A 14,347-nucleotide genomic window follows, 5' to 3' on the forward strand; every position below is an offset into this window, starting at 1 on the left:
CGGCTTTCAGGACTAGATTCTCCGCCATGATGCAAGCTGCCGATCTGCCGGAGACCATTGCCGTCTTTCCCTTGCCCGGGGCGCTTTTGCTGCCCCGGTCACGGTTGCCGCTGCATATCTTCGAGCCGCGCTATCTGCAGATGCTGGAAGATGCGCTGAAGACCTCGCAACGGTTGATCGGCATGGTGCAGCCCTGCCCGCAGCCGCGCCGCGCAGATGCGCTCTATGCGATCGGTTGCGCCGGGCGGGTCACCCAATTCTCGGAGACCGAGGATGGGCGCTATCTGATCACGCTGACGGGGATCAGCCGGTTCCGCATCCAGCAGGAGGTCGAGGGCTTCGCCCCCTACCGCCGCTGCACCGTCTCCTGGGACGGCTTCGGCCGCGATCTGGGCGGGGCGGAGACGGATGTCTGTTTCGACCGTCGCCGTTTTCTGGACGTGCTCGGCCGATTCTTCGCCTCCCGCCATCTGCAGACGGATTGGAGCGCGTTGAAGGAGGCGGAGGATGAATTGCTGATCAATTCGCTGTCCATGCTGCTGGATTTCAGCCCCGAAGACAAACAGGCGCTGCTGGAGGCGCCGTCGCTGCAGACGCGGCGCGAAACCCTGATCACGCTGATCGAATTCCAGATGCGCGGCGGATCGGGAGAGGAGACTTTGCAATGACCGAGATGACCGAAACGGTGCCCGAAATGGGCGTGGCGCCCCAGGCGGCCTTTGACCGCCGTATGCTCGAGGCGCTGATCTGCCCGCAGACTCACGGCTCGCTCGACTACGATGCGGAACGGCAAGAGCTGGTCTCAAAGGCCGCCGGTCTCGCCTTTCCGATCCGCAATGGCATCCCCATCATGCTGGTGGACGAGGCGCGCAAGCTGGACTGAGCCGGCGCCGCTGCCCAGCTTGCAGGCAAAACCCTTCCCGGTCCGGGGCATGGCAGGCTCAGTCAGCCGGGATTTTCGATCCCGGCCCATAGTGGTTTTGCATGATGGGGTCATTTTGTGCTAGGTTGAGATCTAGTCGCAGTCGCATCATTAGGGCTGTGTCCCCGTCGAAGCCACGCTAGCCAGAGCCGCGCCATGAATATCAACCGGTCCAAGGCGGAAACGCCGCGTCTGAATGCCCTGTCGGTCGAGATTTCCCAGCTGAACGGCCCCTGTGTCGGCTGTTCGGATTGCCTCGGTCTGTGCATGGCGCTGATCGACGCGCTGACCCTGCCCGAGGTGGTGCTGCGCAAGAAGCGCGACGGCGTCTGAAGCCGGGCAGGTTCGGCGGACGAAGGATGGGGCTGTCTGCCTCCATTTGGCCTGTGTCGGGCCAAGTCCCTTTGAGAGTATTTTCGCAGAGATGACGGGCAGGGCGCGGTCTTGCCGAAGGGCGTCGCTTTAGGGCTGTCAGCCGGGCGCGCGCAGCCAGTCATTGGCAAAGCTCACCTCTGACACGCCGGCAAGCCGGGTGAGGCGGGCCAGTTCCGCCTCGAGCCGGGCCTGGCGCGGCGCGGTCCAGCGGATGCCCGGTTCGGGCCAGAGCGCGGTGACCCTCAGAAGATCGGCGGCGCGGTCGGCCTTCATGTCGATGCGCCCGACGATCCTCTCGCCCTCGAGCAGCGGAAAGACGTAATAGCCGTATTTGCGCTTTGGCGCGGGGACGAAGACCTCGATCCGATAGTCGAAGCCGAAGAGGCGGAGCGCCCGGGCCCGGTCGCGCAGCGCCGGGTCGAAGGGGCTGAGCGCGCGCAGCCGCCCCGGTGCCGGCGGCAGGGCGGCGGCCTCTGCCAGCACATCGGGTCGGGCAAAGGCCCGGCGGGGGCTGCCGTCCTGGCCTTCCACCTCGATCTCGATGATCTCGCCCCGGGCGAGGGCGCTGGCGGCCCAGTCGCGCGCCTCGGCCAGCGTGGCGATGTCCCAGAAGCCGGCCAGTTCCTTGGCGGAGGCAAACCCCAGCCGGTCGAGCGCGGCAGAGGCGGCCCAGGCCAGGGTCTCCTCTGCCGGGGGCGTGCTCTGGCGCAGGGTTTCGTCGATCACCCGTTCGGTCAGGTCATAGCGTTTCTGGAACCCCGTCCGCCCGGTCACGCTGAGCGCACCGGTGCGCCAGAGATATTCCAGCGCCGTCTTCGAGGGGTGCCAATCCCACCAGCCGGTGCTGCCCTTCTTCTCGTCGCCGCCGACGTCGGAAGAGGTCACCGGCCCGTGGTCGCGCACATGTCGCAAGACCGGGGCAAAGCGGTCTTCGAAGCCATGGCCCTGCCAGTTGCGCCAGCGCGCCTTCAACCGCTCCGCATCGCGGCGAAAGCGCAGCTGCCAATGCGGAAACTGCGCCACCGGCAGGACGGCGGCGTCATGGGTCCAATGTTCGAACGGCGCCCGGTCGTCTTCATAAAGCCGCTTGAGCGCCGCGGGCCGATAGGCGGGGCGGCGCGAGAACAGGATCAGGTCATGGGCGCGGGCCACGGTATTGATGCTGTCGATCTGCACGAAGCCCAGGTCCTGGATCACCCCCAGAAGATCGGCGCCCTTGCCGGGGCCCGCGGGCGCCTGGCCCAGCCCGTGGCGGTGCAGGAACAGCCGCCGCGCGGCGCGGTGATCAAGGCGGGGCAGGGTCATCTCAGCCTCGCTTCAGCGTATCGCCGTAGCTGATCGTTGGGGTCAGGGTGATCAGGCTCTCGATCTCGCGCGGCGGGGTTTCCAGCCGCGCGGCGATGATCTCGGCCGCCTTGCGCCCGATCTCCAGCCGGCAGGCGTCCATCGTGGCAAGCTGGCGCGGCAGCCCCTGCAACAGCTCCACCCCATTGAAGCCGGCAAGCCCGATCCGACCGGGGATGTCATAGCCCTTATCCAGCAGGTAGAGAAGCCCGCCGGCGCCGATCATGTCATTGGAATAATAGAGGAAATCCAGATCGGGCGAGCGGGCCAGCATGTCCGCCGTCATCTCGCGCCCCTTGGCCAGCGCCGAGCCGCCGGAATAGAAGGCGCGATCCTCGATCTCGATCCCGTGTTTGGCAAGCTTCTCGGTAAAGCCTTCGAACCGTTTCCGCGCCCGGTGGTCCAGTGGCATCTTGGTGCCCATGAAGCCGATCCGGCGATAGCCGGCCTCGACGATGGCGCGGGCCATTTCGCGCCCGGCGCGGCGATGCGAGATGCCGACCATCGCATCGACCGGGGTGCCATCGGTATCCATGATCTCGACCACCGGGATGCCGGCGGCCTTGAGCATGGCGCGAGAGGCGTCTGAATGTTCGAGCCCGGCGATGATGATGCCGGAGGGCCGCCAGGAGAGCATCTCGTAAAGCACGCGCTCTTCTTTTTCCGGCAGATAGTCGGTGACGCCGACCACCGGTTGCAGGGGCGTATCTTCCAGCACCTGGTTGATGCCGGTCAGAACCTCGGGAAAGACCATGTTCGACAGCGAGGGGATGATCACCGCCACCAGGTTCACCCGGTTCGAGGCCAGGGCGCCGGCGATCTTGTTGGGCACATATCCCAGCGCCTTGGCGGCGGCGAGCACCCGGGCCCGGGTCGCCTGCGAGACGTCGCCGCGGTTGCGCAGAACGCGGCTCACCGTCATCTCCGAGACGCCCGAGGCCTCGGAAACATCGCGCAGGGTGAGCGGGCGTTTGTTCTCAGCCGTCACGGTCTGTCCTTTGTGTCGGAATGGCGCGAGGGTACAGCGAAGCGGCAAGCATGTTCAAGCGGCGCAGATAACAGCGCATAGGGCGGTGACAAGCTCGCTGATCCGGTCTAAAGAAGGCCCCGGCGGCCCCGTGGCTCAACTGGATAGAGCGGCCCCCTCCTAAGGGGCAGGTTACAGGTTCAAGTCCTGTCGGGGTCACCAGAAACCCTAAACGTCAATTGTCGTTCGACATCCAAAGGCCGTTTTTTCGACAAAAGACGGGTTTTGCGATCATGGTGCCGTTCTGGCGGCAGGTTGGCCAGTTTTGCCCCCCGCTGGCCGCCTTCTCCCGTGATCAGATGTGTGACGTCAGTCCGCGTCGCTATTTGCGGCCCTTCGCAGAACAGGTTCTGCCTCCTGACGCAGATAAAGGGGGCCGAAATCCGCCCCTCCCGGCGAGAACGGTTCGACGCCGGCGGCGCGCAGCCGGGCCGTGCAGGTCTGGCGGTGGAGCCCGAATTCGCGTTGCATCATCATCGGGGTCAGGAAACGGCGGTGGAATTCGGCGATGTCGTCCGCTGAGACATAGAGGACGGCCCGCCGCGTCACCGGGTGCCGGCTCCAGAATGCGGGGGCATGGCCGGTGTCATGCAGGGCCGGATACCAGCCCCCGCGCTTCATGCCGACGCTATTGGCAAAGACCGAGGCAGGTTGCCCCGCCGCTTCAGCTTCATCGCGACGGCGAATATGCGGCCGCTCACCGGCCATGCTGTCGACCTCGGCTTTCAGAACCATGAATGACCGATAACCCGGCTGATCGGGATCGCGGCCGATCAGCATCCGGCCGCTCCGAATGGCATCCAGCATCATGCCCACGGGCAGGCCGGTGCGCTGTTTCGCGAACTGGAGCCCCTCCCAGCCGGGATCTTCGGCCGGAACGGATTGCGCCAGGGCATCCAGCTCTGCGACCAGTTCCAGCCCGTCGGCAATCCGCCAGGGCGCCTTGACCTTGGGATGGCCGGTCAGGGGGCGCAGGATACCCTCCTCGCGCAGGGTGCGAAGCTGCGCCTCTGTCGCGCCCATGGCCGCCTGCATCTCGCCCGGACCGACCAGCAAGGGGATCTCGGCCAGAAGCCAGGCATATCGGGCAGCATCGAAGGTGCGCAGCACCGGCGGGCGATGATCCTCGGCCGGCAATGCGCCGGCATCTGTCATGATCTGCTCGACCAGCCTCGGGGTGACCCCGGCCTCCTTCGCGGCGGTGGTGGGGCTATGCAACCGGCGCGCGGGCAACGCTTCGCCAAGGACAGTCTCACCGGCTGCGATCGGCCAGGTCTCGAAGATACAGTCCCGCAACAGGGTGCGGAACGGATCGAAGGCGGCATCGGTCAGATAGTCGTCGAGGGCGTCATAGAGCTTTCCGAAGGCCTGCCGCGGCGCGATCTGCGTGCCGGTGCTGCTGCGGGCGAGATCCCGCAAGGCCTGGCGGAAGGCGCGCTCCCCCTGCGACAGCACGGCGAAACCGGTTGCTCGCTCCTCTGCCTCTTGCGTGCCGCCGCGGTCACCTCCGGACAGCCGATGTTGCAGCAGCGCCGAGCCGAAGAGCTCACAGATCGTGGTCGCGGCATATACTCCATGGCCGGCAAGTCCTGTCGGATCGGCGCCGGTCTCCAGCCGCCTGTCGAGCCAGAGATCATAGGCCGTCGGGGCGGATCTCGGGCGATCGAACGCCCCGGCCATGATCCGCGGGGCGAGATCGCGCAGCCGGGCCGCGCTGTCGAACCTTTCGGCGGGCCTGGCGGCGTCCCAGAGCGGCACCAGAGGGTGGTGATGGCGGCAGCAGAGATTGACCGAACGCAACAGCCAATCGCCGCGCATCGCCATCACCCGCTCGGGATGGTCTGGCTCTGCCTGGGCATCCTCCCGCAGACAGAGGGGGCAGCCCCGCATGACCGGATTGCGAAGGGCGCGCGAGACGAAGATCTCGCCCCGGTAGCGCATCCTGACATCGCCCGCCGGAACCCCGGTCCAGGACAGCAGGCCCTCGCGCATCGCGGGCTCCAGCCCCGCCGCCTCGGCCAGCCGGTCAAGCGCCGCCGCGTCGAAGTCCAGGAACCGGCGGATCTGATAACCGAGGTCGATCGAGAAGTCGCTCATCGTTGCAGCGTTCATCGCGGCGAAACGCGAAAGGAAGGAGAGGACGGTTTCACGCGGGGCCGGGATCGGGCGAAGAGGCAGGGGGAAAGGCATGGAATTCCGTATCGGTCTTGTCCTGGAACCATGCGAGAACAGGCGAGGCTGGTCCAGAGCCGATCGGCAGAGCGGCCCCAGAACACGGCGCCGAGGGGTGCGGAAAGTATCCGCAATACCCGACGAGCGGCCGGTGAGCACTCAAGAAGGGGCGCTGCTTGGCTGCTCGTGACGTGGGAAACGTTAATCCCGGCCCAGAGCCGTCATTCGCAGCAACGGCGGGGGGAGCATCGCAAGGTTCGCACTGCGGGCCTTCCCACGTGGCGTGGTGAACAGCCAATTCGATCCTGTGACCCGTCGGTCTTGCTAAGACTAACCCGTCAATCCGTTGAGGATGGGCTGGGAAGTCTGGTGAGATTTTGCAGCGGCGTCAGATCAGGTCGTAGGAAACTGCGTCGGTAACGTCCCGCACGTTCTCTAGGCGCCACATTGTCCCCTCAAGCAGCGGGATCGGGGTCCGGCGCAGCGTGTAGCAAACCCGTCGTCCTGTGGCTCCAGCGAAACCGGCCTTGAACCCCACCGTAACCGCCGCCTCGGCCTCTGCGGTTTCAACCTCGCCGAACCGCTCAATCCGCGCCGGCGCGAGATCGGGGTCGGCGGAAAGCGACGAAGGCGCGCCCCGGCGTGGCCAAGGCCAGCATAAGGTCGACCCATGCCTTGTTGCTGGCCAGTGTCGCTGCCGCGTCGGCCTCGCACAGAACGTGCTCTTCCTGCCGGAACCGTGCTGCAGCCTGACTGCGCGCGAAGGCGGCACGTTCAAAATCGCACAAGGCGGCTATAGCGGTTTTCACCAAGTCTTCGGGCGCAAGGTCTGCCCGCGTGGCGGCAAGCGCAGCAAGCGCGGCGCGCACCTGTGCCTGTTCGTGCTCATTGGCCTGCGCCGCAAAAACCGCGGGCGCGCTCAGGTAGGCCGATTTCAGAAAATGATTCCCCTCGCCCGGCTCCGCCGCCCGCGCCTGCGCCAGCAAAATAAGAACCTTCGGCTCGGGTAGGATCGCCCTTTCGGCAATGGCAAGCGCCGCACGGGCGCCCGACAGATTCCCTAACGCCAGCCGCGCTATCCCCTCGGCAAAATAGACCCAGCCGGTCGGCTCCTGATCGACGGCGTGGTGGCCAAGCTTGGCCTTGATCTGGTCGAGCACGGCAAGGGCCTGCCCTGCATTGCCAGCAATCAGCGCGGCCTGCGCCTTGGCCGCGAGCGGATCGAGCGCGCAGAGCTTGTCGAAGGGCAGCAGGTTTTGCTGCCACTGGTTCAGCGCCAGATCAACGGTGCGACGCAGCGCCGCCAGCTGCTCGGCCACAGTTGGCGCCTTTGGCCGCGTCAGCAGCCGCTTGAGGAACGAGGGCTCGCGGACCGCGCTCAGCCGCGCCTCGCTTAGCACCATCAAAATCAGCCGTCCGCCCGAGCGCGCCGCATAAACTAGGTCGCAGGGTAAACGCTCGGAAGCAAGGCCAAGCAAGGCGATGGCATCGCGGCAAGTGATTTCGACAGCGTCCCGCTGCCCGATCGCAGCCAAATCCTCCGGCAGCAGCCCTCGCAACGCTGCGGCAGGCGAGGTCAGCTCGGCGTGCAACGACGGGTTGGCATCGGCCCAAAGAAACCTCTGCCCGTCATGCGTGCCAAGAAAGGTCACCCGCGCCTCCAGCGTATCGCCGGTGTTCAGCGTTGCCGCAAAACGCCCGTCGTCCTGGTCGACGTTCCAGCTTTCCACCAGTTCGCCATCGAGCGCCTTAGGCCCGCCCTCACCAAGCGCACACAGTCTGCCATAAAGCGGCCCGGTCTGATCAAGCCCATCCACCCCACGAAACAACACCCGCCAGACCGGCGGCAGCAGCCAATCACTCAGCGGATAAGACATGCAAGCCTCCATATTTGCGGTCGGCCAGCTTGGGGGCCTAAAATTCTGGCAATTACGATGGCACGCTACTGGCGCCGCCGGCGGAACACAACGCATGCGTTGCAGCATCCAGCCCCTCGAAAGCAACGGTGAAGCGGCTGGCTGAGAACACGCACCGAACACCATGCGATACTTCGGAAAATGCCTATCCTCAACAAAAATGCCGCGAGCGGATCACGCAGCTTATGTCCGATCCAACGCGTGCGCAGAACCCCGCCGGTGCAGCACCGCGCAACTGCAGCGGGGATGCGTCGGCGGGGTCGGCCCTTTGCCGCCGGTCGAGCATGCATCGCCGCCGCGGTGCAGCTTCCCCGAAGCGGTCGGTCGTGGCATTGTGCAGCAAAATCCGGGGCGAATGTCGCTGATGCGGACCAAGCGGACATCGGACGAACGACCGCTTTCGACCGCCGCTCAAAACTTGTGATTTTTTTTGCACGCCACATCGACGTCATTGGTATCAAGGGCTTATGGCGTGCATAAGCGCGTGCAAATCAACGCAACTATTCCCCTGACGGTTTATCAAGGTGCATGACCTTGTAGATGCAGTTTTGCTGCACGCACCAGGTGCCGTCGTCATCTGTCGGCATAGCCGGGTCGCCGTTCGGTAAGTAGCAGACGGCCATCGCATCGATCCGGCCTTCGACCGGCCCTTTGAGCGTCTTACCGCGCACGTCCAAGGTCACGTCAGCGCGTACTTGGTTAGCTTGAACGACTCTAACCAAATCGAACTCCAGTAGCTCGATGAACTCGCAATCACGGCGCAGTTCCCCCGCTATCGCACCTCGCGACTTGCCCGTCAGATTAACCGCGTGCGCCGCCATCACGCCGTAGTTCTTGGCTTTCCAGCTCGAAAAGAACTGCTGGAACGCGTGGCCTGGTGATCCTGGCTCGAATGGCTGATCGAACGGGGCCGCCAGAACGACAGGCACCCAAGCATCAAGCTTCCGCTTATCCTCCTGCGTCTTGCGTAGCTTCGAGAGTGAACCTAGCAGTGTTTCCTTCCTTTCCGTCTCGTGACGGTCGCGCCGCGCCTCTTCATCAACCTTGTCGCAAGCCCAATCGACCAAAGCGATGAGTAGTAGCCAAGCTTTGCAGCAAACCGCTTTCGAGGCGTAGTTGACTGATCTACCGTGCAGAATTCCATGCCGCATGGGCAGCGAGAGCGCCACGTCAGACGACTTGCGCACCCCTTTGGTCACAAGCTTGATCAGCGTTGGAAGCGACGTCGGATGCCCAGTGATTGAATCGAAGCACGACAGATCAGCATCCTTCTCAAACGGACTGCTGCCAAGAACGTCGGACGCCAGCCCGTCGCAGACGATCAGGATCAGCGGCACCGCTGAGATGTACCGTTCCTCTTTGTAGAGGCTCAGCGCTTCAACCATCTGGCGATAGCGCGCTTGCGCTTTGTTGAAACGCTTGCCTCGCGTGATCGCAAAAAGCCGAATTTTGTCCTCGGTGAACCACGATAGGATTTCGGCTTCAGCAGCTTCGCTGTTGCCTTCCCGTGAATGGGCGAGCGCGTTTCGCATTACTTCTGGCGACAGTGCCCCGGTCGCGATCCAGCCCTGGTTGGCGAACTGTGCGTTGAACTCATCCGGCAGAGTTAGAATGCTGGCCTGATCCCTTAGTTCCTGCGCTGATTGCTGGAGTTCGCTAATAGTCTCAGGGGACATACCGAGAAATTTCAAGAAGCCTGACGCTGCTGCCATGCCATCCACAATGGGGAGCATGGCTGCCAGATTTGCAGTACTTGGGTTGTCTGCGATCTTGTCGCCATCCTTCTTGTTCCCAGCCATAGTACCAATGCCTTATGTTGAGCTATCGAAAACAGATACAGCTATATATAGTGCGACGTTTATTCCGACAACTTGCGCATGCATAATACTGCGTCTAGGCCTCGACATAAACCCCGTGCAAATTTCTTGACTTTTAGACACCTACTTTGAGTGAGCAGACCTTCGCTGCGTACCGACGAATGAGCAAGTTGGGCTCGAAGCGGCCATGCGGCGGCGCGGCGAGCCTTTCTTGGGGGGCAGCGCCGCCGCGTCGACCTGTTCGGCCCAAAGCTGCCGGTCGAGCATGCGTCGTCGCCGCGGTGCTGTTTCCCCGAAGCGGTCGGTCGTGTTCTGGCGCAGTAAGATCAGCAGACGAATGGCAGCAGTGACGGACGAAGCGGCCATACAGGCTTGTCGCGGCGCGCTGCATCGCTATCGTTGTGGGATGATCCAAATGTATCGCCTGCCCGAAAGCCTTGAGACCGATCGCTACAGTCTTCGCCGAGCGAAGATCGAGGACGCGCAGGCTATATTTGCCGCCTATGCGGCCGATCCTGAGGTCACCCGGTTTCTAGGCTGGATGCCCCATCACAGCGTTACGGACACGAACGAATTCTTACAGATCGTGTCCGCGGAATGGGAGGCGGGAAATGGTTTCCCCTTGGTCGCGTTTGATCGCCGACAACCTGCTGAACTTGTCGGGATGTTTCATCCTCAGCTGAACGGGCATAAGGTCAGCTACGGGTATGTCCTGCGGCGATCGGCTTGGGGCAAAGGCTGCGCATCGGAGGTGATGCATCGGCTTGTGGCTCATGCGTTGTCGCATTCTCAAGTCTTCAGGGCCGAAGCCTTCTGTGACGTGGAAAATCCGGCCTCTGCTCGCGTTTTGGAGAAAGCGGGCATGGAGCGAGAGGGTGTAATGCGGCGCTACTTCAGGCATCCCAATATCTCGGATGTTCCTCGCGACTGCTTCCTCTATTCCAAAGTCCGATGAGAGTTTGAAGCGGTCATGCCGCAGCGCGGTGGGCCTTTCTTGAGGCCCGCCCGGCTGTATCGACACGCCCGGCCCTGAGCCGCCATGTGGGGTAAGCATGGTGAATGACCGCTACCTGCCAGCAATGAGTGAACGGTTTCTCTTGGTGCAGAACACGGCTGAGTCTACCCCTGAGAAACACTCCACCCTCGAGGAATATAGAGCACCTCATCTTCCTCGACACTGAAAGGTGAATAGACAACGGTCAGAAGTCGCTCCGGCACAGCCAACTTCTCGGACAGCTGAGAGTTGAACCGCTCGACCGTGGTTCTCGAAAGCGGCGAAATCTTTTCTAAATCATCCCACTCATTCTCAGGAAGTCGGAGCATGTCCAGGCGTTCCAAGAATATTCCATCGACCCTACCTCCATTCTTTGTCTTTTCCAGTTTTACAGTCACTATCGCCTCTCGCCCACTGCCTGGCACCACCTTAAATTCCGCTCCGGCGGCGGTGAGGGAGTCTTCAATAAACTGAAAGCTTTTCTTTAGTTCCTTGTGTTTCTGAAGGTCGAAAACCTCATTGAAGTAACCCTTCTTAATCGCGGGTCTCAGGTTCCCCGTTGAGTCAAAGAATATTTCAAAAAGCATTCCATCAAGCAAGGCCTTACGCTTTGCCGTGGCGAATCCGGCAGTGCGCGTCATGAAGCCGTTGATGAACAGGTCGGCAGCGCCTGACGAACCGCACGCCGCTTGGTAGATATTCCGACCCAAAACAAATAGGTTGTTCACTCCCATCTTGCGAACACTCGTGTCATCGAGTTTATCGAGAGCGGGGCCCTGCTTATACCAGTTGTATGTTTTGAGGCCCGCAATAATCTCATGAGATGGCTTGGATGGATCAAGAGCAAACAATCCGTCGGCCAAGGCTTCTTCTCTATACTCGTCTATGAGGTTATCAATACCGAGATTGAAGAAAAATTCGCCTGAAAGTGAGGTGTGCTCCCACGATGTTTGGCTGCCTCCTGTTGCAGCTGCGACTGTATTCCTTACCCGTTTGAACATCAGCTCCACTGGACAGTCTTTTGTGCCAATGTGTTGCAATAGCGCTGCCGTATACGCTCCATTGCGCCCCACACCACCATCAGATGCAACCTCCCCGGGAGATGTCGCAAAGCCAATGATCGTTCCTTTAGGCGCGTAAACCGAAGCAAGCCCACGTGCTGAGATGTCTCGGTTCCAAGATCGCTCCCAAGGATTGTTTCTGCATGCATCAAGAATCACAATCTTTGTGAGCACGCTTGAGTTATCCATGCAATCAAGTACTTTGTCTAAAGACAAGGAGCTATACTTGACGTAAATTGAAGAGCTGCAATCGGTGTCGATTGCAAGTAAATAATTGGCTCCATCCACTTGTATGCCGTGGCCTGCAAAATAAAAAAGCGCCACATCATAGTCATCTAAACTATCTTTGAAATCTTTAAGCTTCTTTTCCATTTCGAGGGCGGAGCAGTTCTCGCCGTACACCACATCAAACCCGAAGCTCCCAAGCTTCTCTTTCATGTCAGAAGCGTCGTTAGTGGAATTCTTGAGTGCTCCTGCTCCAGTATATGCCCCATTTCCTATCACAAGGGCAATCTGACGTCTTTTCATATAAAATCACCCGATACGATTGGAGAAGTTAGCAGTCATCTATTCTTGCGTATGGGAATCTCGTCAATAGCCCATTTAACGCGAGCTTACTGAACAAATGCTCCTGAAACATCTGCACTACTGGCCAAATTCTCATTTCAAAGATGCACATCACTGTGTAGAAGCAACGCCAAGGTGCGACCAGCATCTCTTGGATGCACCGAACTGCCGCATTCGGGCGTTGCTGCCGCTCGTGATTGGTGCAGCGAAGGTCGGCTTACCGCCCTTCGCGTCGATGCCCGTCCCTACGCAGGGCTTAACTTGCTGGCCATATACCTGCCCGTAAATCGTTTCGGCGTTGGCCCCTCCTGAAGGCGATTCTCTCAATCAGGAACCTTGAGAGGGCGCTCGGGAAGCCCCTCATGGTGTTCTCCTACCGAAATCACCCGTTTGATTGTCGGCCTTCTCAAGACTGAGTTTTCTCGCAGAATCCACAGTCCGGCGCATTTTCTCTCTTACGTTGAATCCGGGAAAAATTGCCGGGTCCGGTTCCGGCCTTGCGCCACTGCATGATTCGACATCCGTGCTTCGGGAAAAATGCAATACTTTGACTTCCTTCGGTTTTTCGCGTTTCCCGCCGGAAACTCGCCCCGTTGACGAGCTTCCCGGCAGCGTGAATGTCTTCGGCCACCGGGACCGGCCGCGGTGATCGCTCCGGCCTGGCACAAACGAAACCACGGCTCATCCTGACGGAGAAACAGCGTTTCTTCGACCGGCGGAGCCTTGTCCGAAGGAACCTTTGATGCCGCGCATCCCATTCATTCACGCCCGCTTTCCCGATCCGAAGGACACCGAACGTGCGCTTGTCGAGCGCCTGCAGGACCACCTGCGTGGGTTGCGCAGCCAGCGGCGACGTCGGCCTGAAGACGGCGCGGACGCCGAGCCCACGGATGCGCCGGCCGGGGACGCTTACAAGCTGGATCTCGATCGAGATATCTGGGGCGAGCTGACGGCTTCCGACCGTGCGCGGATCGACCGCCGCGCGGCGTGCCTGCACAAGGCCCGGATGGCCGCCACCGGCCTCGCCCACCTGAAGAAGGAGGACCGGGAGCGGCTGGCGGTGCTCAAGGACGGGGTCAGGCTGGCCGAGATCGAGACCGAGCATCGGGCCGACGAACTGGCCGCGGCGCTGCATGCCGAGTTCCCCTGGTTTTCAGCGGCGACCGAGCGGGTCTGGCACGCGATGCGGCGCTCGGTGCGCGAGGGCTGGCCGGGGTTGCGCCTGCCGCCGCTGCTTCTGGACGGCGCGCCTGGGATCGGCAAATCCGCCTGGGCCCGGGAGTTGGGCACGTTGATCGGCGCGCCCTCCATGGTGGTCGAGGCCACAAACGAAGGCGCGAGCTTTGGCATTATCGGGTCTCAGAGGGGCTGGAGCAATGCCGCCCCGGGCCGTGTTTTGCAGACGATCCTGCAGAGCCGCGTGGGAAATCCGCTCGTCATCATCGACGAGGTGGAGAAGGCAGGATCGGTACATTCGAGCAACGGGCGCAGCTTCGATCTGACCACGTCGCTGCTGCCGCTGCTGGAACCGGCGACGGCGAGGGACTGGAGCTGCCCATTTTTTGAGGTCCGGTTCGACATGGGCTGGATCGGCTGGGTGATGACCACGAATGATGCCCGCCTGCTGCCCGAGCCGCTCCTCAGCCGCTGCCCGCCGCTCCGGCTGCGCGACCCGTCGCTGGAGGAGCTGATCGGCTTCGCCCAGCGGCAGGGTTCCAAGCGCGGTCTGTCGGAGGCGTCGATCGAGGCGGTGGTCGAGGCCCTGCGACGGGCGTCATGCCACGCGCGCCGACTGAGCCTGCGGACGGTGATCCGGATGCTCGACCTCGCCGAACGGCTCGAGGCGGGGCCGGTGAAGCAGTAGGTGCGGCCCAACTTCCCGAGCGGGAGAATAAATATATCTCTATATATCAGTACCGTGCATGGATTCCGTGAAGAAATTCCATTGCCTTACGGAGGCTTGCGACTACGTCGCGAACGCCGCGTAGAAATCCGGGTATCGGCGCGTCAAGAGGATCGGACGACCTGTGAGCCTTCCCGGGCGCAGATCATTCGATCGAAAGAAAAAAGCGCACCCCGTAATGGGATGCGCATGAGGTTCGGGCGAGATCCGCCCCTTGATCATCGCCAAACTAAGGACCGCAAGCGTCCG

General features: G+C 61.9%; 11 protein-coding genes and 1 tRNA gene. 6 read left to right on the plus strand and 6 right to left on the minus strand.

Annotated elements, in window-relative coordinates:
- Nucleotides 1–26: 26 nt before the first annotated feature.
- The 3 genes from ACN0V4_RS05875 to ACN0V4_RS05885 all read left to right on the plus strand — a co-directional run bounded on the left by ACN0V4_RS05875 (nt 27) and on the right by ACN0V4_RS05885 (nt 1,255).
- Nucleotides 27–668 (plus strand): LON peptidase substrate-binding domain-containing protein, encoded by a 642-nt coding sequence (locus ACN0V4_RS05875; RefSeq protein WP_417673980.1) that lies wholly within the window; start codon nt 27–29, stop codon nt 666–668.
- A gap of 5 nt (nt 669–673) precedes the next feature.
- Nucleotides 674–883: a Trm112 family protein gene (locus ACN0V4_RS05880; protein WP_417674826.1), complete on the plus strand. Its 210-nt coding sequence runs from the start codon at nt 674–676 to the stop codon at nt 881–883.
- A gap of 195 nt (nt 884–1,078) precedes the next feature.
- Nucleotides 1,079–1,255 (plus strand): hypothetical protein, encoded by a 177-nt coding sequence (locus ACN0V4_RS05885; RefSeq protein WP_417673982.1) that lies wholly within the window; start codon nt 1,079–1,081, stop codon nt 1,253–1,255.
- Between the two features lie 138 nt (nt 1,256–1,393).
- Here ACN0V4_RS05885 and ACN0V4_RS05890 read toward each other — a convergent pair whose 3' ends face one another.
- Together ACN0V4_RS05890 and ACN0V4_RS05895 are read right to left on the minus strand one after the other, a co-directional pair.
- Nucleotides 1,394–2,602, minus strand: coding sequence for a winged helix-turn-helix domain-containing protein (locus ACN0V4_RS05890; RefSeq protein ID WP_417673984.1), 1,209 nt, complete (start codon nt 2,600–2,602; stop codon nt 1,394–1,396).
- Nucleotide 2,603: 1 nt separating this feature from the next.
- Entirely contained in the window at nt 2,604–3,629 is a 1,026-nt protein-coding gene (locus ACN0V4_RS05895; protein WP_417673986.1) for a LacI family DNA-binding transcriptional regulator, read from the minus strand.
- Between the two features lie 124 nt (nt 3,630–3,753).
- Here ACN0V4_RS05895 and ACN0V4_RS05900 point away from each other — a divergent pair.
- Nucleotides 3,754–3,830, plus strand: a tRNA-Arg gene (locus tag ACN0V4_RS05900).
- Between the two features lie 147 nt (nt 3,831–3,977).
- On the opposite strand, the gene ACN0V4_RS05905 is transcribed toward ACN0V4_RS05900, so the two are convergent.
- From ACN0V4_RS05905 to ACN0V4_RS05915, 3 genes are all read right to left on the minus strand, one after another.
- Entirely contained in the window at nt 3,978–5,858 is a 1,881-nt protein-coding gene (locus tag ACN0V4_RS05905) for a TniQ family protein (protein WP_417673988.1), read from the minus strand.
- 566 nt (nt 5,859–6,424) lie between these two features.
- A complete protein-coding gene (locus tag ACN0V4_RS05910) occupies nt 6,425–7,717 on the minus strand; it encodes a DUF6882 domain-containing protein (RefSeq protein WP_417673990.1) in 1,293 nt (430 codons plus the stop codon).
- Nucleotides 7,718–8,256: 539 nt separating this feature from the next.
- Complete coding sequence (locus ACN0V4_RS05915; RefSeq protein ID WP_417673992.1) at nt 8,257–9,555, minus strand: hypothetical protein; 1,299 nt, start codon at nt 9,553–9,555, stop codon at nt 8,257–8,259.
- 355 nt (nt 9,556–9,910) lie between these two features.
- On the opposite strand from ACN0V4_RS05915, the gene ACN0V4_RS05920 reads away from it, so the two are divergent.
- Nucleotides 9,911–10,528: a GNAT family N-acetyltransferase gene (locus ACN0V4_RS05920; protein WP_417673994.1), complete on the plus strand. Its 618-nt coding sequence runs from the start codon at nt 9,911–9,913 to the stop codon at nt 10,526–10,528.
- A 164-nt stretch (nt 10,529–10,692) separates the two neighbouring features.
- Here ACN0V4_RS05920 and ACN0V4_RS05925 read toward each other — a convergent pair whose 3' ends face one another.
- Entirely contained in the window at nt 10,693–12,156 is a 1,464-nt protein-coding gene (locus tag ACN0V4_RS05925; RefSeq protein ID WP_417673996.1) for a caspase family protein, read from the minus strand.
- Nucleotides 12,157–12,937: 781 nt separating this feature from the next.
- Here ACN0V4_RS05925 and ACN0V4_RS05930 point away from each other — a divergent pair.
- A complete protein-coding gene (locus ACN0V4_RS05930) occupies nt 12,938–14,059 on the plus strand; it encodes an AAA family ATPase (protein ID WP_417673998.1) in 1,122 nt (373 codons plus the stop codon).
- Nucleotides 14,060–14,347 lie beyond the last annotated feature (288 nt).

The organism is Pseudodonghicola sp., from assembly GCF_048268305.1.
GTDB lineage: Bacteria > Pseudomonadota > Alphaproteobacteria > Rhodobacterales > Rhodobacteraceae > Pseudodonghicola.

Bases quoted from the DNA above. Each gene is read 5' to 3' on its own strand.
- ACN0V4_RS05915 (WP_417673992.1), bottom strand. From the start codon at position 9,555: ATGGCTGGGAACAAGAAGGATGGCGACAAGATCGCAGACAACCCAAGT.
- ACN0V4_RS05880 (WP_417674826.1), top strand. From the start codon at position 674: ATGACCGAAACGGTGCCCGAAATGGGCGTGGCGCCCCAGGCGGCCTTT.
- ACN0V4_RS05890 (WP_417673984.1), bottom strand. From the start codon at position 2,602: ATGACCCTGCCCCGCCTTGATCACCGCGCCGCGCGGCGGCTGTTCCTG.
- ACN0V4_RS05875 (WP_417673980.1), top strand. From the start codon at position 27: ATGATGCAAGCTGCCGATCTGCCGGAGACCATTGCCGTCTTTCCCTTG.
- ACN0V4_RS05930 (WP_417673998.1), top strand. From the start codon at position 12,938: ATGCCGCGCATCCCATTCATTCACGCCCGCTTTCCCGATCCGAAGGAC.
- ACN0V4_RS05920 (WP_417673994.1), top strand. From the start codon at position 9,911: ATGGCAGCAGTGACGGACGAAGCGGCCATACAGGCTTGTCGCGGCGCG.
- ACN0V4_RS05925 (WP_417673996.1), bottom strand. From the start codon at position 12,156: ATGAAAAGACGTCAGATTGCCCTTGTGATAGGAAATGGGGCATATACT.
- ACN0V4_RS05885 (WP_417673982.1), top strand. From the start codon at position 1,079: ATGAATATCAACCGGTCCAAGGCGGAAACGCCGCGTCTGAATGCCCTG.
- ACN0V4_RS05905 (WP_417673988.1), bottom strand. From the start codon at position 5,858: ATGCCTTTCCCCCTGCCTCTTCGCCCGATCCCGGCCCCGCGTGAAACC.
- ACN0V4_RS05910 (WP_417673990.1), bottom strand. From the start codon at position 7,717: ATGTCTTATCCGCTGAGTGATTGGCTGCTGCCGCCGGTCTGGCGGGTG.